Source organism: Nocardia sp. NPDC127579 (assembly GCF_042672005.1).
Taxonomy (GTDB): Bacteria; Actinomycetota; Actinomycetes; order Mycobacteriales; family Mycobacteriaceae; genus Nocardia.
Map to the genome: position 1 here is coordinate 316854 of NZ_JBHXVZ010000001.1, position 19650 is coordinate 336503.

Sequence of the window (19650 nt, forward strand, 5' to 3'; positions counted from 1 at the left end):
CACGAGAGCAGGCGACCAGCGGGAAAAGCTGGAAGCCTGCTCTCATACAGCTGCCGCGCCGACCGGACCGCCTCCGACACCACCAGGGTGACGGACGGCGACGGCCGGCGAAGCCAAAATCAGCGCTTCGAGTACTGAGGCGCCTTACGGGCCTTCTTGAGGCCGTACTTCTTACGCTCGGTGGCACGCGGGTCACGGGTCAGGAAGCCGGCGCGCTTGAGCGCGGGGCGATCCTCGGGGGTGACCTCGATCAGCGCGCGGGCGATGGCCAGGCGCAGGGCGCCGGCCTGACCCGAGGGGCCGCCGCCGACCAGGCGGGCGTGGATGTCGAAGGACTCGGTGCGCTCGACCGTGACCAGCGGGGACTTGACCAGCTGCTGGTGCACCTTGTTCGGGAAGTAATCCTCGATGGTGCGGCCGTTGAGCACGAAGTTGCCGGTGCCGGGGAGCAGCCGCACCCGCACGACGGCTTCCTTACGACGGCCGACGGTCTGCACCGGGCGGTCGATCACGATGGGGGCGTAGGTGGCGGGCTCGGCGTCGTAGCCGTACTCCTCCTCCACGACCTCGACGACGGCTTCACCGTCGGCGACATCGGCGCCGAACTCTTCGGTGTATTCCTCAGGAGCGGTCACTGGGCCACCTGCTTGATCTCGAAGGGGATGGGCTGCTGAGCGGCATGCGGGTGGTTCGGGCCCGCGTAGACCTTGAGCTTGCCGGCGATGGCGTTGCCCAGCTTGTTCTTCGGGATCATGCCCTTGACGGCCTTCTCCACGAGACGGTCCGGACGGGTCTCCAACACCTGACCGACAGTGCGGCTCTTGAGACCGCCCGGGTGGCCACTGTGGTGGTGGATCAGCTTGTCCTGCTTCTTGTTGCCGGAGATGGCAACCTTGTCAGCGTTGATGATGATGACGAAGTCGCCGCCATCGAAGTTCGGCGCGTAGGTCGGCTTGTTCTTGCCACGCAGCAGGCCAGCGGCCTGCACGGCAAGACGGCCGAGCACTACGTCAGTGGCGTCGATGACGTACCACTTGCGGGTCACGTCACCAGCCTTGGGGCTGTACGTAGGCACAGTGCTTCCCTGTCTGTAGTCGGTGTTGCCGGCCAGGCGTGCGGTCGAGTGCTGCCCCGGCGGCCGGTGGAGACCCGGGACTCGGTGGCCGACCCGAGCCGAAGCCCGCGCCGTCCACACGCCAACGAGCCACGATACCGGACCGGCATCAATTCACCGAATCGGGTGCTAACCCGATCCGAACAGCTTGCCCTTGGTCTTGCCCCACAGCTTGCCCTTGCGCGAGTGGGTGTCCTCGTCGTCGTCGCCCGGATCCCCCCAGAGTTCCTGGGCGCTGTGGCCGGGCGGCGGCTGATACGGCGCGTGCGAGCTCTGCTGCGGCAGTTCCTCGCGGGTGACCCGGGTGGTCGGCGCTTCGCCCTGGGAAGCCGACGGATAGCCAGGACCGTAGGTCACCACCGGGCTGCCGGGCTGCTGAGTCGGCATGTCACGGCGGACCGGCGGCGGGGCGGGCTCGGCATGCCGCCCCGAGGACACCGGCTCGGCGGCATCGTTGTCGGTGACCAGCAGATGCGTCGCGCCGAGCACCAGCGCGTGCATCGGGTGATCCGCCACCTGTAAGCGGTGGCCCAGGTGATTCTGGAACGCCAACCGCAGCGCGTCGTTGAAGCAGACGTTTCCGCACAGCAGCACCGTCGAGGTGTCCGCGCCGATCGAGCGGGCCGCGGCCATCACCTCGATCACCACGTTGTCGGCGGAGCGGGCGTCGCGCATGGCGTCGGCGTCGACCGGGACGTCCACCGATTCGGTGGGCATCTCGTCGTCGCCGTGCACGGCGACCACCAGCATGGTGCGGCCGTCGGAGTAGACGCCGGTCGCGCCGATACCGCGCGGGTCGCGGTCGTCGGGGCGGCGTACCAGGCCGAGCGCGCGCACGTAGCCGGACAGCGCGACGCTCTCCGGCAACGGCTCCACGGCCACGTCGAGTTGCTCGACCAGGGCCGCGTAGACGTCGACCTTCTCGTCGGGCCACGGGTCCGGATACGGCAGCGCCACCACGTCCGGCTTGCCGCGCAGGTGTTTGCCGATGGCGGCGAGCGGGTTGTAGAGCCGGGCCCGGAAGACCAGCTCGGCGGGCCAGGTGGCCCCGGCGACGACGATCTGCGGGTGTCCGAGGATGTCGCGGACGTCGGCGATGGCGCGGCCCAGATCCGGGCGCGCCTGTTCGACCCCCGCGGTGTGCAGCCGACCCTGAGCATCGGCCAGCAGGTACGCCGGCGGGGTATAGGTACCTTCGACCTGCACCGGACGGATCGGCACTCCGCCGCCGCCGGCGGCCACGGACACCACATCCCAGCCGAGATGTATTGCCCCTACACGCACTGTCACAGGCATAAGTGTGCCTGCTGTCCGAACCGAACGCTCGCCACGCCCGACCACCCCAGGTCGGGCGGGGTATTCGCGGCCGGGTTCATGCGGCGGCCTTCTTCTTCAGGCGCAGCCGCTGCCAGATGACCAGCGACAGCAGCGTCGCGATGAGGGCGAGCACGCCCACGTCCAGCGCCCAGGAGAAGATGTCGTGATCGAAGAAGGTGTCGTCGTCCTTCTGTAGCCCGACGACCAGCCGCTTCAGATCCACGGTCGACGCGCTCGCCGCGTATCCCCAGCGCGAGGGGAACAGCCAGGACAGCTGTTCCAGGCCGACCCGCTTGGTGACGGGGATGAAGCTGCCCATGGCGACCAGCTGGACCACCAGCGCGAGCACCAGACCCGCCATGACCTGCTCGTTCGACTTCACGAACGAGGAGATCAGCAGACCGAGCACCACGCTGCAGATGGCGAGCAGGGTCAGGTCGAAGAACAGCTCGGCCGCGCCCAGCCCGTTGTACATATCGAAGCTGTTGGACGCGGTGACCGCGGCGTCGTCGGGTTTCGGGAAGAGCACGCCCTGCTCGGGCGGGTTCTTGAGCAGCAGCACCATGCCCACCATGGCCGCGATCTGATAGACCGCCGCCACCGCGAACACGCCGATCTTCGACCACAGGTAGGCGAAGGAGGACAGGCCCACCGCGCGTTCGCGCTGATAGATGGTCCGCTCGCCGACCAGGTCGCGCACGCTGAGCGCCATGCCCATGAAGAACGCGCCGATCACCAGGAACGACAGCAGCGTGGCCGCCTCGCCGCTGGAGGGGATCTTGAAATCGCCGGTGATCGGGTCCTGTGCCATGGCCGGTTGTTTGAACCCGTTGGAGCCGGGCGCGGCCAAGGTCAGCAAACCGATGACGAGCGGCATGAGCAGCAGTTGCAGCATGTACACCCGGTCGGCGAACATGAGCCGGGTCTGCCGGCGCGCCAGCGTCGAGAATTGTTTGCGCGTATTGGTTTTCGGCGGTTTGCCGGCCTGGCCGCTGCGCACGGCGGGTGGCGGTGGCATCGGCGCGGAGGCCTGCCGGGACCGGTAGGCCGCGAACGCCTGGTCCGGATTGGCGGCGACGTCGCCGAAGATCTTGGCCCAGTCGCTGGTGCCCATCGCGCTGCCGACGCCCGCGGGATGCCCGCAGAAGGCGGTCTTGCCGCCGGGTGCGAGCAGCAGCACCTGATCGCACATGTCCAGGCAGGCCACCGAGTGGGTGACCACGATGACGACGCGACCGGCATCGGCCAGCTCCCGCAGCATCACCATGACCTGGCGGTCCAGCGCCGGGTCCAGGCCGGAGGTCGGCTCGTCCAGGATCAGCAGCGAGGGGCCGGTGAGCAGTTCCATCGCCACCGAGGCGCGCTTGCGCTGGCCGCCGGAGAGCCGGTCGACCCGGGTGTCGGCATGCTCGGTGAGCGAGAGTTCTTTCAGCACACCGTCGATCACCTTCTGGCGATCGGCTTTGGTGGTGTCGGGCGGCAGTCGCAGTTCGGCGGCGTAGCCGAGGGCCTGGCGCACGGTGAGCTTGAGGTGCAGCACGTCGTCCTGCGGGACCATGCCGATGCGAGAGCGCAGCGCCTCGTATTCGCCGTGCAGGCTGCGGCCCTCGAAGGTGACCACGCCGACCGACGGGTTGGTGGCGCCGGCGACGAGCCGGGCCAGTGTCGACTTGCCGGCTCCGGACGGGCCGATCAGCGCGGTCAGCGAGCCCGGCCCGGCCTGCATGTTGACATCGACCAGCAGCTGCTTGTTGTTCTCGACGGTGAACCCGACGCCGTGCACGGCCAGGCCCTGCTCGGCGGCCGGCTTCTTGCGGTGGACGAGCGTGCCGTCCTGGACTTCGAAGTCGACGTTGCCGATGGTGACCACGTCGCGTTCGCGCAGCACCGTGCTCTGCTGGCGGTGCCCGTTGACGAAGGTGCCGTTGGCCGAGCCGAGGTCCTCGATGACCAGTTCGCCCTTGCGCGCGACCAGTCGGGCGTGCTTGCGCGAGGCCAGCGGATCGTTGACGACGATCTGATTGTCGGTGGTGCGGCCGATGCCGAGCCCGTTCGGCGGGATCCGGTCGGCCTTGGCGATGGGCTGGGTCGAGGCCTTGGCTCGTTTGGGCGGGGTGACCGGGCGGCTGGTGAAGTCCGCCTTCATCGTCATATTGAAGTTCGGCTGCTCCGGCTCGGCGGCCGTGGGCGGCTGGGCGGGCGGCTGATAGGACATGGGCGGCGGCGCGGGCTGGTGCTGCGGCGGAATCGGTTGCTGCGGCGGCTGATACGACGGGCGCGGCGGCTGGTATTGCTGGTATGGCTGTTGCTGGCGTGGCGGCTGGGGCCGCTGTTGCATCGGGGCGGGCTGGTAGCTCTGGGGTTGCACGGGGGGCGGCTGCGGCGCCCGATGTGGTTGCGGCGGCGGCTGATAGCTCTGCGGCTGCATGGGTGGTTGCGGCGGGCGGGCCTGTGGGCGCGGCCCCGGGGTCAGGCTCAGCAGCGGCCCGGTGATCGCGTCGCCCAGGCGGACCTGGGTGGGCCGGTCGATCGTGACCGGCTGACTCAACCGGCGCGCGTCCACGAAAACACCGTTGGTACTGCCGTTGTCGGCCAGCACCCAGCCGTGTCCCTGCCACGTCAGCGTCGCGTGCACCCGCGAGACCAGCGGACTGTTGACATACAGCGTGACTTCGGGCGCACGGCCCATGGTGATCTGTTGCGCGGAATCGAAGACCCGTTCGGTTCCATCATGGCGCACGGTGATGGTCTGCGCCCCCGGTGAAGACATGCAGCGGATACTATGCCATCACCCGGACATCGGCGGTGCCCCCGACGCGCCTTCCGCCCGGTTGTTAAGCGAATGACAAGAGAGTGTTGAGTTAGTGAGACCGGCCGACTTAGGGGGAGCCTTGCCGAAACTTCCTGTGACCGCCGTGGTTACGGTTCTGCTCTGCGCGGTGGCATTGCTGGCCGGCTGCACCCGTTCGGTGGATGGGCACGCGGTGTCGGTCTACGCCGACCCGTTCAAGGTCGGGGGGCTGCCCACCACTCAGGGCCCGAGCGGCCCGCGCCAGGGGGTGCCGGACAGCTCCCTGAAAGCGACCAACGGCGACGGCGGCGAGATCGACACCCTCGCACTGAACGCGGTCGACGATATCCAGACCTACTGGTCCGCCGAATACAAGAAGTTCTTCGACGGCGAGTTCGACCCGGTCGACAAGCTGCTGTCCTGGAGCGCGAAAGCGCCGCGCGCGCAGGCGCCGGAGTTCTGCAAGGACACCACCCACCGGCTGGTCAACGCCGCCTACTGCCGCCTGGACAACTCGATCGGCTGGGATCGCTCGGTGCTGCTGCCCACCATGGTGGAGACCTTCGACAAGATGTCGGTGGTGATGGTGCTGGCGCACGAGTACGGCCACGCCATCCAGACCATGTCCAAGATCGTCGGCACCAAGGACCCGGTGATCGTCAAGGAGCAGCAGGCCGACTGCTTCGCGGGGGCCTTCATCCGGCATGTGGCCGAGGGCAAGGCGAAACACTTCACCATCAACACTTCCGACGGTTTGAACAAGGTGCTCGCCGCCACCGTCGCCATCCGCGACTCCAACCCCGACGATCCGGAGAGCGTGCACGGTTCGGCCTTCGAGCGTGTGACGGCCGTGCAGATCGGCTTCACCGACGGCCCCTCCTCCTGCAAGCGGATCGATGCCGATGAGATCACCGCGCGCCGAGGCAATCTGCCGCAGACCACCGGCGGCGGCGAGACCGAATACGAGATCGACAAGAACACACTGAACGAGCTGAGCAAGGCGCTCGCAGCGATCCTGCCGTTGAAGAAGGCGCCCAGCTACGACTATTCGTCCGCGAAGATCGATTGCCGGGACGGCTCGGCCACTCCCCCGGTGACCTACTGCCCGGCCAAGAACACCATCGCCACGGATGTGGCGGCGCTGGCCAAACGCGGGTCGGTCAGCAAGGAGGACGCGGACAATCCGTTGCCGCTCAAGGTCAGTGGCGACTACAACGGCTACGTCGTGTTCATCTCCCGCTACGCCCTGGCGGTGCAGCACGAGAACAAGCAGTCGCTGACCGGAGCGAAGACCGGGCTGCGCGCGGCGTGTCTGGCCGGGGTTGTGACGGGCAAGCTGGCGGACAACACCCGGTCGCAGGATGAGGGCGATATCATCCTGGCCGCAGGCGATCTCGACGAGGCGGTGTCCGGCCTGCTGACCGACGGCCTGGCTGCGAGCGATACGCAGGGACAGACAGTCCCGAGCGGTTTCTCCCGGGTCGACGCGTTCCGGGCCGGAGTGCTCTACGGCAGCAACGTCTGCACCGCGCGCTACTCGTAGCCCTCAGCCGAAGGGTGGGGGTGCGGCGGCTTCGAAGCGCAGGACGCGGTTGCCGATCATGACCTCGGTGCCGGGGATCAGGGCCATGGGCTGGTTGGGGTTGAGCCGGACCCAGTCGCGGTAGCCGGGCAGGCGGGTGCGGGTGCCGTTGGTGGAGCCGCGGTCGATCAGTGTCACGTCCCAATTCACCAGGTGCAGTTCGGCGTGCGCGCGGGACATGCCGCCGGAGGAGTCCTCCACCTTCAGTGGGACCAACCCGCGCCGCGCGGCGTCGGAGTGTTCGGGGTCGCGGCCCAGGACGGCGTCGGCGGCCAGCAGATACGTCATGCCGTCGTCGAGTACCAGCATGCCCAGCGGCGGGCGGAGCACTTCGCTGATCGCCTGGGTCTGATCGACCGGCATGCCGCACACTGTGCAGAAGGCCGAGCGCGGATCGCTGGGATGCGCACGGGCGCATTTGAATCCCAGCACCTTGACGGCCAGCGTGGTCGCTTTGGCGGTGGCTTCGAGCCGCGCCTGTAGGTCCGGGTCCGGCGGCGGCGCCGGATTGGTGCCGCTGTCCTCGAGGTCGCCGTGTTCGGTGGGGGCGTGGTGCGGGTCGTGCACCGAGGTGTCCGCGTGTTCGCGATCGTGCCGCGGTTCGGGATCGATGCGCGCGGTCGGACCCGGAAAAGGCTGGGCCACAGGGGTTTCCGCGGCGTGGCGACCGGACCGGACCGGCTCGGACCAGACGATCGCGCCGACGCCCGCCGCGATGCCTGCCACAAGCCGGCCGATACCGGGCTCGGCGGGCAGTTCCGGGGTCGGGGCGCCTGGGTCGTCGGCGAAGAGCGCGATGGCGCGAGCCGGGAGCGCGGCGACCCGGTCGACGGTGAACGCCGCGTCGCTGCCCCGGAATTGCTCGACGCCGACCGCGCCGGCCAGGACGGCCGTGACATTCCCGTGCAGGAAGATCGCCACACCGCCGTGCTCGGCCGGAGACAGGATCCCGAAGTCGATGGGCACGCCCGGGCTGAGCTGTTCGGCGTGCTTCATCAGCCAGCGAGTCGCCTCCCGGGCCACCAGCGCACCCGGCGCGGCCGGTGCCTGCGCGGTCGCGGACCGGACCAGTTCGGCCAGCGATTCCAGGGCGTGCGCGGCGGTCGATGCCGCGGTCAGCGGCGCCGGTTCGCGGTGCGCGACCACGACCAGCGCACTCGCCACGCGAGCCACCGCATGGCGACCCGCGACCACCTCGACCTGCTGATCCTTCACCGGAATCCGCCTCCGCGCAGCGCTGGGTTTCGGATCGCGGTCATGTCAGACAGGGTAGTGGGCCGCGGCGGCACCAGGTGGGGTTGGTCGATTTCGGCGGGCGGTGCGCACTTTTTCGGTCGCTCACGCAGGCGGTCGTCCGGTAACTTCGAGGGGCACATACGGGAGGAAACGAGGGCCTGTCATGGTTCGGATGTCGCGGGTCGCGATCGGGGTGGCGTGCGTACTGGTGGCGGGGACGCTGAGCGCGTGCGGCGGCGTAGCCGGTAGCCCGACCGCTGGTGAGCTGGATGTTCGCAAGCTGGAAGTCGGGCCCTATCCGGTGGACCGGCACAAGTACGACCAGAGTTCCGGCGGCAAGGGCGCGATGCTGGAGGGCATGCGGATGGCCGATGCCGTCCCGCCGACGGTGAAGATCGACTCCTCGCTGGTCGTCGGGCGCGGCAATACCGTGTTCACCGATACCGAGACCGCCATCGACTACCTGGCCAACGTCTCCAAGCCGATCCTGGAGCGCCGGAAGATGATCGCGGGCTACGCCGCGAGCGGCGCCGACAAACCCGATCCGAAGGATTCGAAACGCCCCGCCGCGGGCACGACCGCCATCACCATGGTGGCGCTTCGCTTCCCGGACGAGTCCGCCGCCGAATCGGCGGCCAAGGAACTCGAGGACGCCGATATCGGCGTCTCCCCGGACAACCGCAAACTGCTGTCCACCAAGTACCCGGACGCGCTGCTGCACTGGCGCCCGGGTATCGCGAACGTCGGCGCGTTCTACGCGCACAAGAGCTTCGTGATCTCGCTGTTCGTCGCGCGCCCGCGCGCCGACAGCACCGATCTGATCAACTGGGTGGAAAAGTCGCTCGCCGTGCAGATTCCGGCGCTGGACAGCTTCCAGGCCACCCCGGCCGATCGCATCGATGGGCTGAAGGTCGACCCGCAGGGCCTGTTGGCGCGGGTCGCCGTGCAGGAGCGCAAGGAGCACACACCCGATCCGCAGCGGTTCGCCATCTACGGGCCGAACAATTTCATTCACGATTCCCGCGACGAGAGCCGCGCCGCGAAACTGCTGACGGACACGGGTGTCGACCAGACAGCGCATGTCTCGGCCAGCTCGGTATTCCGCGCACGTGACGAGGCCGCCGCGCAGCAGCTGCTGCCGGGGCTGATCGTCGAGGCGGGCGAGAAGTTCGATCCGATCGGCGCCCCGGAGGACGTGCCGGGCGCGAAGTGCTTGAAGCTCAACGACAAAGGCGACACCGAGCGGGACTACAAGTACCGCTGCTATGTGCCGTACAAGCGGTACGTGGGCCTGGTGACCAGCGACAAAGAACCCGACGTGCGACAGAAGGTGGCGGCACAATACGCGCTGCTGGCCAATAGCCTGTAGCCGAATTCGCGACTGGCACCGACCGAGCGGTCACCTGTAGCATCCCCGGCGGGAGTTGGCTTGTCGGAGGGGAAGCATGGGGTGGAACGCGATTCGGCTCGCGGGTGCGGTGCTGATGGTTACGCTGAGCGCGAGCGCGTGCGGAACGGAGCAACCAGCGGCCGCCGCCTTGCCGCCGGAGCCGGTGATCGATCTGAGCACCCTCGATGTGGGCGGCCATCCGACCCGTCCCCGGGATTACGGCAAGGTCGCCACGCTGGAGCAGGCCAAGATCATCGAGTCCGAACGGCTGGCGAACTTCATTCCGCTCACTTCGGAGATCGATCCGCGCTTCGCCTTGGGACATCGAGTCAGCCTGAGCTCGCGGGTCTTCTACGATCCGGCGCACTCCAATCTGGGTGATGCCATCAAGCTGGACCGATTCGCCTCGGTCGCACCGGATTTCGTCACCGGATTCGCCAGCGGCGGCACCACCGATCAGGACATGCAGGGCATCGATCTGATGAATGTGGTGCTGGTGTTCCCGACCGAGCAGAAGGCCGCCGAGATGGCGGTCGCGCTGGAGCTCTCCGATCGCGAATACAACAACCGCAACGTCCCGGTGGAGATCCCCGGCTACCCGGCGGCCAAGGCCCATTGGCAGCCGGACAAGCAGTCCATCGGATCCTGGTTCGCCAGCGGCAAACTCGTGATCTACAGCTGGGTGTACGACTATCTGCGGATCACCGCCGAGGTGGTCGATCAGAACGAGTTGGTGACCCTGGTGCGCAAGAGCCTGGACACCGTCGTGCCCGCGGTCGCGAAATTCACGCCCACGCCGCCCGATCAGCTGATGACGCTCGCACTGGACATCGACGGCATGCTGGGTCGGACCCTGCCGCGGATCAACGAGGAGTTCTACACCAGCCCGCCGGGCGCCTACACGGGACTGGCCGGATTGCATTTCGAGTCGGAACCGGCTGCGACGCGGGCAGATTGGGAAGACGCCGGTGTCGACCGCTATGCCCAGGATCAGGCACGGGTCTACCGGGCCCGGGACCGGGCGTCCGCGCTGCGCCTGTGGGAGCGCCAGACTCGGCTGGACAAGCGCCTGCGCACCGTCGCGTCGCCGAAGAACCTGCCGCAGGCCGAGTGTCATGAATATCTCGGCAGCGACAAGTGGGTGGTGCGCTTCTACTGCTCGGTGTCCTACGACCGCTACACCGCGCTGGTCGCGTCCCAGCAGTTGCTGGACGCGCAGCAGCGGATTTCTGCGCAGTACGCACTGCTGGTGAACGCGAAATGAGGCGGCTGATCGGCGCGCTGGCGCTGGCGCTGGCGCTCACCGCCTGTGGTTCGACCGTGTCCGGCACCTCGGCGCCCGGTGAAATCGATGTCCGCGCTTTGAATGTGGGCAAATACGCGACCGTGCCCTATCACGCGCACAATGACGAGATCGTGCCGAGCTTCCAGTACAAGCGGGAGATCGCCGCGATGCGCCTGGCCGAGCACGTGGCCACCTCCTACGATATCGATCCGCGCCTGACCTCGGGCTACTGGCCGTATTCGATCAGTACCGGCGTGCTGCCGGACGCGCTGGGCCGCCGCGCGGATCTGGAACCGATCGCCGTCCGTAACAAGCTGCTCTACGGTCTGGTGACCAACGGTTCGGATCGGGATTTCAGCCTGTCGGCCGGTTCGGACGACTGGGCGACGAAGTCCACCGCGGAGGAGACGATCGTCGTCTCGATGGTCATGCAGTTCCCGGACGCCGAGCGCGCCCAGACGGCCGCGCGGGAGTTCCACGAGGCGAGCTTCGCCGCGAATCCGGCCAATCAGCCGGTGACGCTGTCGAAGTACCCTGCGGCACACACCTATTGGCGCCCGGGCACGCCGTTCCTGCGCACCCTGCTCGCCCGCGGCCCCTTCGTCGTCGGCTTCCTGGTGTCCACCCCGGACACCGAGCCGACGGCGCTGCAGGCGCTGGCCGAGAAGTCCTACGAGACCCAGGTCCCGATGCTGGACCGCGTCCAGCCGCTGTCGGCCACCGAGATGTTCCAATTGCGCTGGGATACCGGCAATCTGGTCAGCCGCGCGCTGCCGAACAGCACCGCGACCCCGCAGCCGAGCTATTCCGGCCGCAGGGTCACCGTCGGCCGTCAGGGCCTGCTGCATTTCGCCAGGGACCGGGCCGTCGCCAAGGCCGCCTACACCGCCCTGGGTACCGATGCGTTCGGCATGACCGAGGACGCCCTGGTGGCTCGCCTGCCCGACGCGGCGGCCGCACGCCGGATCGTCGCCGATCTGATCGTGCCGTTCGAGAAGGTCCGGGTGGCCGCCGCACCGGCCCAACTGCCCGATTCGGCATGTGCGGAGACCAAACGGCGCGGCTCGGGTGCGCAATTCACCTGTGTGGTGGCCTATCACGAATACGTCGGCATCGTCAGTTCACGCACCATCGCCGACGTGCACCAGCGAGCCGCGGCGCAGTACGCGCTGCTCGCGAACAGCTAGGAGATCGCATGCGCCCAGGCACCATCGTCGGCGGCTATCGGATCGAGCAGAAACTCGGTGCCGGCGGGATGGGCACGGTCTACCTGGGCAGGCATCCCAGCCTGCCGCGCACCGACGCCATCAAGGTGCTCAGCGCCGAGCACACCGCCGACGACGAGTTCCGGGCCCGGTTCCAGCGCGAGGCGAATCTCGCGGCGGGACTGGATCATCCGAATATCGTCTCGGTGTACAACCGCGGCGAGGAGAACGGGCAGCTGTGGATCGCCATGCAGTACGTGCGCGGCACGGACGTGGCCGCCGAGCTGGAGCGCGACCCACGGTCGATGAATCCCGTACGCGCGCTGCGTATCATCACCGAGGTCGGCAAGGGCCTGGACTACGCGCACCGAAAAGGCTTGCTGCACCGTGACATCAAACCCGCGAACTTCTTGCTCTCGCACGAGGACAGCGACGAGGAACGCGTACTGCTCACCGATTTCGGCGTCGCGAAATCCTCCGATGACGCCAACGAGCTGACCCAGACCGGCACCTTCCTGGCCACCATCGCCTACGCCTCGCCCGAACAGCTGGCCGGGGGCCATCTCGACCCGCGTTCGGACATCTACAGCCTGGCCTGCTCGCTGTACAAGCTGCTCACCGGCCAGAACCCCTACCCCGGATCGCAACCGGCGCTGGTCATGATGGGGCATCTGCAACAGCCGCCGCCACGGGCCAGCGCGGTGCATCCGGGGCTGCCCGCCGCCCTGGATCAGGTGTTCGCCCGCGCGCTGGCCAAGAACCCGGCCGAAAGATACGCCACCTGCCGGGAATTCACCGATGCCGCCGCCCGCGCGCTCGGCGGCGAGGCGCCGCAGCACACCTCCCCCACCTATCCGATTCGGGCCGCCGCGCCGACGGCTCGCCCCGCCGCCGCGGCCACCGGCGGTAAACGCTGGATCGGGATCGCCGCCGCGGCCGTGGCGGTCGTCCTGGCCATCGGGGGCGGGCTCTGGCTCGCCGGGCGCGACAGCAGCACTGCGCACACCGCCACACCGAGCACCACCACTCGACCGGCGCCCTCGCTACCTCCGAAAGAGCAAGCACGAAGCGACAATCCGAAGTTCGCGGGCAAGCCCATCCTGATCGTCGACGTGACCGGCGCCGATCGGGAGGACGAACCCGATGTGGCGGTGTACCTACAGAACTCCAAGCCGGCGCAGTTCCTCGGCGAGCTCGGGTTCGTCTACAACGACTACTTCGTGGCGCGCGGCGACGAGAAGTCCACTCGCGCACTGCCGAAGGAGTCGCTCTACACCGCGTTCAACGCGGTGACCTCGGGTTACATCCTCGCGGTACGCAGCGACGCGCGTGCCGGGGGCGGTGGCCTGCTCGGCCTGCCGCACGCCCTGCTCAACGCGAAGGCCACGGTGCTGGCCATCGATGACGCACAAGCGGTCAACGCGCTGCGCTACTGGTCCGCGGACTCCGAGACCGTGCTGCTCGCCGAATTGCTGCCGGTGCTCGCGACCGGGGTCCAGTAGGATCGCGGCAGCCGAACAGGACTGGGGAGGAGCGCCGTGCCGAGGGGTTTGCGTGCGGGCGTACGAGCGTGGGGTACCGCGCTCATCCTGCTGATTTCCGGCTGCGGCACAGTGCCCGGGCAGGCGCTGCCCGCGATGGCGCCGGCCGATCTGGCTCGGCTCAATATCGGCCCGTTCGAAGGCAAACCGGTCGACCGGGCACCGGTCGTCGATGACCGGCTCGGGGTGTTCCAGATCGAATCGCGGCGGATGCTGGGCTCGCTGGTCGCACCGTACGAGGTCGACGCCGACCTGACCGACCCGCTGGGCACCCATCTGCTCGCCCTCGGCGAGGCCGCGCTCTACGCCGAGTACGGAGCGAATCTGCCGCCGCAGTTCCAGCCGGTGCTGGAACGCAACTACCTCATCTCCGGCGCGCTGACCGCCCGCTCCAACGCGAACCCGCGGACTTTGAAGGGGCTGACGCTGGGGATCCTCCGGTTCCCGTCCGACGCCCTGGCACAGACGGCCACGATCGAACTCGACGCCGCCACCGGGGCATTCAAACCCGACCGCCACCCGGTGGGCGTGCCGAATCATCCCGATGCGCGCGCCTCGGCGGCCGCCGACGACCGCAAGGGCTACGCCTACGCCGCCCGGGGTCCGTTCGTCGTGCTGGCCATGGTCACCATCCCGGTCTCCGACGTGAACAGCCTGGCGGACCAGTTCAAACGCGTCCTGGACCGGCAGCTGCCGCGTTTGGAGAGCCTGACGCCGACTCCGGTCGACGACATCCTCGACCTTCCGACCAACCCCGACGCCATCATGCGGCGAGTGCTGCCGACGTCCACCGAGGCCACCGATCTCGAGGTGCCACGCCAGACCGTCGGCGTCTACGACCCGGCCGCGCACCTGCACTACGAGCGGGACGGCGCCACCCTCAAGCAGGTCTTCGCCGACACCGGCGTCGACCTGGTGGCCCGCAACGCCGGAATCGTCTATCGGACCCGCGATCTCGCCGCGGCGTTCCGGCTACAGCACGCGCTCACCGCACTCGGCCGCGACGACGAGGCGATCGGGAATCCGCCCGGGGTCGCCGACGCGAAGTGCGTCAAGCTGGACACGAGCGCACCACCGCTGGGCACGCAGTATCTGTGCGCGGTGGTCCACGGCCGCTACGTCGCGGTGGTCGGCAATCGCGCCAAGGTCGGCGGCGGACTCGACGCCACGCTGTATCAGCGCGCCGCCGCGCAGTACTCGATCCTGGCCAAGAGCGCATGAGGCTGCGAATGTCTGTTCCGCGCACCAGGATTCGAGCCGCACTCGCCGGACTGACGACACTGGCGCTGCTGGTCACCGGCTGCGGCGCCGGTGACTCCGCCGGTCCGTCGGCCGAGCCGGCCAAACTCGATGCCGGCAACTACCCGATCACACCGCGCAATCTGGACCGCGAGCGCACCGCCGAAACCGGCGCCATCCAGGAGGCCCTGCGGCTCGGCGGCGTGGTTCCCCTGATGATGGATCTGGACAGCCGGCTCGTATACGGCCGGCCCGGTGTGGCCGGAAAGGTCACCGCCCAGCATCCGCCGGGCACCTGGGTCACCCCGGACGAACGGTTCGGCGAACTGGTACCCGGCCTGATCGCGGGCTGGCGCACCGCGGGTTCGCGCCGCGACAGCACTCAGCTCGGGTTGAACGCCGAACTCGCGCTGCTGCGGTTCGCGAATCCCGATCTCGCCGCCAACGCGGCCCGGGTGCTCGCCGAGGAGAACCACCGGAAGTACCCGCCGAAGGGCCCACTCGAGATCGCCGGACACCCCGGCCACAGCTTCCTGTCGCAATACGACGCGGTCGACACCTGGGTGTCCCGCGGCGATTTCCTGGTGCGGCTCTATGTCAGCAATGCCCTGGCCACCCCGCCGGACCCGGCTCCCCTGCTCGATTTCGCCAAACGTGTGCTGGACAAGCAATTCGAGCTGCTCGCTGGCTTCACTCCCACGGTGGCCGACGAACTCGCCGAGCTGCCGGTCGATTCCGAAGGACTGCTCGCTCGCACCCTCCCGGCCGAGCGCCCAGGCACCTACGAGGACCCGACCGGCGTCTACACCGCCGCCGCGGACCTGCACCTGCGTGAACGCCCGGACCGGATGCGGCCCGCCTACGCCGACGCCGGAGTCGACCTGGTGGCCAGCGCGGGCTCCCGGGTCTACCGCACCCGCGACGCCGCGGCGGCGCAGCGCCTCCTCGCGGCGCTCAGCGCCCCGCTCACCGCCACCCACTACCCCTACGACAGCCCGCCCGGTCTGCCGGATGCCAAGTGCTACAAGGACAAAACCGGCCCGCGCTTCCTCTGCTATCTCGCCTACGAGCATCTGGTAGCGGAGGTCGAGGCCGCCCAGCCCGCGGACTTGAATCAGCGGATGGCAGCCCAGTACCAGCTGCTCACGCATGGTCGGTAGCCGCGTCCCGTAGGATCGCGCCGAGATCAGGCGTAAGGAGAGGGACCGTGAACCTCGGGGGACGAGTCCGGCTACTGGCCCTGGCGGCACTGCTGACCGCGGTGGGCGTGGGCTGCTCATCGACGACGGTCGCCGGGAACCCGCGCCCGATGGCGGCGCCGGTCGATGTGGCCGCGTTGAAGACCGGTCCGCACACACCGGAGCCGACCGCCTACGACCCCGATATCGACACGGTCGGCGATCTGCGCACCCTCGAAGCCCGCCGGCTGCTCAATTATGTTGTGCCGTCCTACCGGATCGATCCGGAGATCGATGTCCCCGGCACCGTCCAGCTCTTCTACGACGGCAAGTCGATGGTCAGCTCGGAGACCTTCCCCGAGAAATACGAATCCGCCGCGGTCGCCAACAATCTGCTCGCCGGCGCCTACGTCTCGCGGATCAACGACAATCTGCGCAGCCGCAAGAAGCTCATCATTGCGGTGCTGCGCTTTCCAACCGAGGCGCAGAGCCGCACTGCCGCAGTCCAATTCGACCAGATCACCAACGCCGATCCCGGCCGCCATCCGTTGTCGATCGACGGCCATCCGAACGCGCTCACCTCCTCGGCCAACGATGTCACCGCGATCACGTTCCTGGCCCACGGCCCCTACATGGTCGTGGTCAACGGTGGCATTCCCACAGCGGATCCGGCCGCGCTGACCAGGCTGATCGGGCAGACACTGAGCCTGCAATCGGCCCGCCTGGACCAGCAGCAGACACCACGCCTGGACGACCTGCTCGACATCCCACTGGATCCGGACGGCATCATGCGCCGGGCGCTGCCGTATTCGATGGATGTCAGCGAACCGTTCATGCTCCGAACCGACTTCGGTGCGTATCAACCGTCGGGGCAGTTGCATTTCGAGCGCAATCCCGCGGCGGTTCAGGCGGCATTCGATCAGGGCGGAGTCGACCTGATCGCCCGGCAGAGCGGAATCGTCTACCGCGCCCGCGATCTCACGAGTGCGTTCCGGCTGCAATCCGCGCTCCTGAAAATGGGAAAGAACGACGAGGATCTCGGCTCACCACCCGGGCTGCCGGACGCCCGCTGCGTCAGGCTCGATCTGCGTGACCCCATCCGGAATTACGACGCGCTGTGCGCCGTCGTCTTCGACCGCTATGTCGCGGTGGTCACCTCGCGGATGCCCGCCCTGGCCCGTATCGATCAGAGTCTGTTCCAGCGCGCCGCCGCACAATACGCCATTCTGGCCAGGAGTTAGTGAGAGCGGCATGCGAATCCGACGAACACTCTGCCTTTCGATCGCGGCACTGCTCACCGCCGTCGCCGGGTGCGGCGACGACGATTCCGGGCCGAGCACGCCCGACATCGATATCACCACGCTGAATTCGGGCAACTATCCGATCGTGCCGTGGAATGTCGAAGCGACCCGGACACCGCTCAGCGGTCCCACCGTGGAGACGATTCGGATCGGCGCGGTGATGCCGGTGCCTTTCGAGCTGGACAGCAAATACATTCACCAGCGTTTGACCCGAGCCGATCGAACGACCGTGCCCGGCACGGACAACACGGTGCGCTCGCTGGACAAGGATGAATTCGCGGCGATCGCGCAGGGCCTGGTCGCCGGCTGGGCGACGAGCGCGGAGCGGCGCCCCGGAACGCAATCGTCGGTCGGCAGCTCGGTATCGATCGAACTACAGCGGTACAGCAACGCAGACACCGCCGCGGCGGCCGCGACCGCGTTCGCCGATCGGCAGGCGCTGAATCTGCCCGGCGACACCGTCGAGATTCCCGGCTTCCCCCGCGCCCGCGCGAAATGGTCGATCAGCAAGCGATATCTGGATGCCTGGCTGGCACACAACGACATGGTGCTCCATGTGCATTCCGAGGATCCGGTGAACGAGCCGGCCGAGCCGCAACTGCTGGCCGAATTCACCCAGAAGGCATTCACCAGGCAGATCGAAATGCTCGCCGAGTACCGGCCGACGCCGCTCGACCGCATCGAATCCCTCCCGCTCGACACCGATGGATTGTTGAGCCGGACGCTGCCGCTGGAGGAACGCCAGCGAATCAACGGGTCCGACCAGTCCCGGGTGCTGCCGACCCGGGCGGCACTGCATCTGGAATTGGAGCCGACACTCGCGGCGGCCGCCTACTCCGACGCCGGAGTGGACCTGGTCGCCTATGCCAACTCACGCGTCTACCGGGCGCGTGACCATGCGAGCGCGCAGCGGTTGATCGCCGGTCTCATCGCCATCGACAATGCCGGATGGAGCCCGATCGACAGCCCGCCCAATATGCCGGGTGTGCAGTGCTTCGACACCAAGGACAAAAAGGTGAGCGGGGCGCGATACGCACCGGCCTGCTTCCTCACCTATGAACGCTATGCCGCTCGGGTCAGCGGACAGAATATCCAGGAATTGCACCAGATGGCCGCCGCGCAGTACAAACTGCTGGCCCACACACCGTAAAGGGTTGGGGGACTTGTGAAGCTGACCATCGGATCGAACCGGTCCCGGATCGCGTCCGTGCTGCTGGCCGTCGCGGTGCTCGCCGTGGGCAGCACCGGATGCGGCGCAACCGTCTCGGGTCGCGCCCTGCGCGGGCAGCCCGATCTGTCGAAACTCGATGTCGGCAACTATCAGTCCAAACCCCGTCAGGTCGGAAACGCCAAGAACGAACGGCAGGCCCGGGCCCGGGAAGCCCAGCGGCTGGCCGATCATGTCATCCTCCCCTACGAGGCCGACCCCGCCTACGTCGAGGACACCTGGCGGCTGCGCTCGCATATCGTGCTCAATCACAAGACGCTGGGCAATCTGGTCATCAACGACACCTTCGACGAGGTGGCCGGGGATTTGGTCGCCGGCTGGGTGAATGCCTGGTCGACCGAAGCGACGGACGACGGCAAGCAGCGCACCGCCAATATCGCGGTGCTGATGTTCCCCGACGCACGGTCCGCGCAAGCAGCGGGCCCGGCGCTCGAACGCGACGACTTCACCTACAACCCCGAGAATCAACCGGTTTCGATCACCAAGCACGCCGGTACCTACGCGCATTGGCGGCCCGGCATCTCTTCCATCGGCTCGTGGACCGTGCACGACCGCTACATCGTCTTCATCAAGGTCGTGGACGAAACCTCCGCACCGGATCTACCTGCGCTCGTCGGCCATGTCGAACGACTGCTGGATGCGCAGATCCCGCTGCTCGCCACATTCGAGCCGACCCCCGCGGCGGCGCTGTCCCGAATTCCGCTGGACCCGCCCGGGATCGTCGGCCGGACGCTGCCGAGCAATCCGGAATCACCGTATCGTCCCGAGCCGGACGGCTACTACACCGGGCGCGGCGCGACCACGCTGTTCCTCGAAGCGGGACCGGCGCTGATGGAAACGCTGAAAAATGGTGAAGTCGAATTGGTTTCGTTCGGTGACGCGGTCGTCTTCCGCAGCCGGACCGCCCGGGGCGCGGATACCCTGTGGCAGAAGTGGAAGTTCTCCGGCGAGGTCGAGGCGAACGAGAAACTCGTCGATCCGCCCGGAGGTATCGCCGGGAATATCGAATGCCAGGCGGAGTATTCGAGCACCGAGAGCCGCATTCTGCTGGGGCACATCTGCATCCTGAGTGTGGACCGCTATGTCGTGCAGGCGCGCAGCAAGAATCTGCAAGATCTGTATCAGCGCATCTCCGCGCAGTACGCACTGCTCACCAGCGGGTGATCGGCCGGAGCACACGAGGTCGTGTACCGGGCCGCGGCTTGCTAGATTTTCTCCCGAACGCTCGTGCTCGGCGCGTTCG

The 19650-nt window shown here is 67.9% G+C and carries 15 protein-coding genes; 10 read left to right on the forward strand and 5 right to left on the reverse strand.

The window, feature by feature from the left end; genetic code table 11:
* Positions 1–119: 119 nt before the first annotated feature.
* The 4 genes from rpsI to ACFVMC_RS01630 all read right to left on the reverse strand — a co-directional run bounded on the left by rpsI (position 120) and on the right by ACFVMC_RS01630 (position 5201).
* Positions 120–635, reverse strand: coding sequence for a 30S ribosomal protein S9 (gene rpsI / locus ACFVMC_RS01615; protein WP_379205877.1), 516 nt, complete (start codon positions 633–635; stop codon positions 120–122).
* A complete protein-coding gene (rplM, locus tag ACFVMC_RS01620; RefSeq protein WP_209883881.1) occupies positions 632–1075 on the reverse strand; it encodes a 50S ribosomal protein L13 in 444 nt (147 codons plus the stop codon). Before rplM ends, rpsI begins: the two co-directional genes overlap by 4 nt.
* Positions 1076–1243: 168 nt before the next feature.
* Positions 1244–2404: a hypothetical protein gene (locus tag ACFVMC_RS01625; RefSeq protein ID WP_379205879.1), complete on the reverse strand. Its 1161-nt coding sequence runs from the start codon at positions 2402–2404 to the stop codon at positions 1244–1246.
* An 82-nt stretch (positions 2405–2486) separates the two neighbouring features.
* Complete coding sequence (locus tag ACFVMC_RS01630; RefSeq protein ID WP_379205881.1) at positions 2487–5201, reverse strand: FHA domain-containing protein; 2715 nt, start codon at positions 5199–5201, stop codon at positions 2487–2489.
* Between the two features lie 136 nt (positions 5202–5337).
* Between ACFVMC_RS01630 and ACFVMC_RS01635 the strand changes: the two genes are divergently transcribed.
* Positions 5338–6765 (forward strand): metallopeptidase, encoded by a 1428-nt coding sequence (locus ACFVMC_RS01635; protein ID WP_379207758.1) that lies wholly within the window; start codon positions 5338–5340, stop codon positions 6763–6765.
* Between the two features lie 3 nt (positions 6766–6768).
* Here ACFVMC_RS01635 and ACFVMC_RS01640 read toward each other — a convergent pair whose 3' ends face one another.
* On the reverse strand, positions 6769–8019 hold the full coding sequence (locus tag ACFVMC_RS01640; protein WP_379205883.1) for an FHA domain-containing protein: 1251 nt from the start codon (positions 8017–8019) through the stop codon (positions 6769–6771).
* Between the two features lie 184 nt (positions 8020–8203).
* Between ACFVMC_RS01640 and ACFVMC_RS01645 the strand changes: the two genes are divergently transcribed.
* From ACFVMC_RS01645 to ACFVMC_RS01685, 9 genes are all read left to right on the forward strand, one after another.
* The gene (locus tag ACFVMC_RS01645) at positions 8204–9409 is read left to right on the forward strand and encodes a hypothetical protein (protein ID WP_379205885.1); all 1206 of its coding nucleotides are present in this window, start codon (positions 8204–8206) and stop codon (positions 9407–9409) included.
* Positions 9410–9485: 76 nt separating this feature from the next.
* Positions 9486–10694, forward strand: a complete 1209-nt coding sequence (locus ACFVMC_RS01650; RefSeq protein WP_379205886.1) for a hypothetical protein — start codon at positions 9486–9488, stop codon at positions 10692–10694.
* Complete coding sequence (locus tag ACFVMC_RS01655; RefSeq protein ID WP_379205887.1) at positions 10691–11902, forward strand: hypothetical protein; 1212 nt, start codon at positions 10691–10693, stop codon at positions 11900–11902. Before ACFVMC_RS01650 ends, ACFVMC_RS01655 begins: the two co-directional genes overlap by 4 nt.
* An 8-nt stretch (positions 11903–11910) precedes the next feature.
* Positions 11911–13422 (forward strand): serine/threonine-protein kinase, encoded by a 1512-nt coding sequence (locus tag ACFVMC_RS01660; RefSeq protein WP_379205889.1) that lies wholly within the window; start codon positions 11911–11913, stop codon positions 13420–13422.
* A gap of 36 nt (positions 13423–13458) precedes the next feature.
* Complete coding sequence (locus tag ACFVMC_RS01665) at positions 13459–14682, forward strand: hypothetical protein (protein ID WP_379205891.1); 1224 nt, start codon at positions 13459–13461, stop codon at positions 14680–14682.
* An 8-nt stretch (positions 14683–14690) separates the two neighbouring features.
* On the forward strand, positions 14691–15860 hold the full coding sequence (locus ACFVMC_RS01670) for a hypothetical protein (protein WP_379205893.1): 1170 nt from the start codon (positions 14691–14693) through the stop codon (positions 15858–15860).
* Positions 15861–15907: 47 nt separating this feature from the next.
* Positions 15908–17119, forward strand: coding sequence for a hypothetical protein (locus ACFVMC_RS01675; RefSeq protein WP_379205895.1), 1212 nt, complete (start codon positions 15908–15910; stop codon positions 17117–17119).
* A gap of 10 nt (positions 17120–17129) precedes the next feature.
* Positions 17130–18329 (forward strand): hypothetical protein, encoded by a 1200-nt coding sequence (locus tag ACFVMC_RS01680; protein ID WP_379205897.1) that lies wholly within the window; start codon positions 17130–17132, stop codon positions 18327–18329.
* A gap of 15 nt (positions 18330–18344) precedes the next feature.
* A complete protein-coding gene (locus ACFVMC_RS01685) occupies positions 18345–19571 on the forward strand; it encodes a hypothetical protein (protein WP_379205899.1) in 1227 nt (408 codons plus the stop codon).
* Positions 19572–19650: the final 79 nt, after the last annotated feature.

Coding starts and splice junctions, on each gene's coding strand:
- ACFVMC_RS01630 (WP_379205881.1), bottom strand. CDS start 5,201: ATGTCTTCACCGGGGGCGCAGACCATCACCGTGCGCCATGATGGAACC.
- ACFVMC_RS01645 (WP_379205885.1), top strand. CDS start 8,204: ATGGTTCGGATGTCGCGGGTCGCGATCGGGGTGGCGTGCGTACTGGTG.
- ACFVMC_RS01650 (WP_379205886.1), top strand. CDS start 9,486: ATGGGGTGGAACGCGATTCGGCTCGCGGGTGCGGTGCTGATGGTTACG.
- ACFVMC_RS01655 (WP_379205887.1), top strand. CDS start 10,691: ATGAGGCGGCTGATCGGCGCGCTGGCGCTGGCGCTGGCGCTCACCGCC.
- ACFVMC_RS01660 (WP_379205889.1), top strand. CDS start 11,911: ATGCGCCCAGGCACCATCGTCGGCGGCTATCGGATCGAGCAGAAACTC.
- ACFVMC_RS01670 (WP_379205893.1), top strand. CDS start 14,691: ATGTCTGTTCCGCGCACCAGGATTCGAGCCGCACTCGCCGGACTGACG.
- ACFVMC_RS01680 (WP_379205897.1), top strand. CDS start 17,130: ATGCGAATCCGACGAACACTCTGCCTTTCGATCGCGGCACTGCTCACC.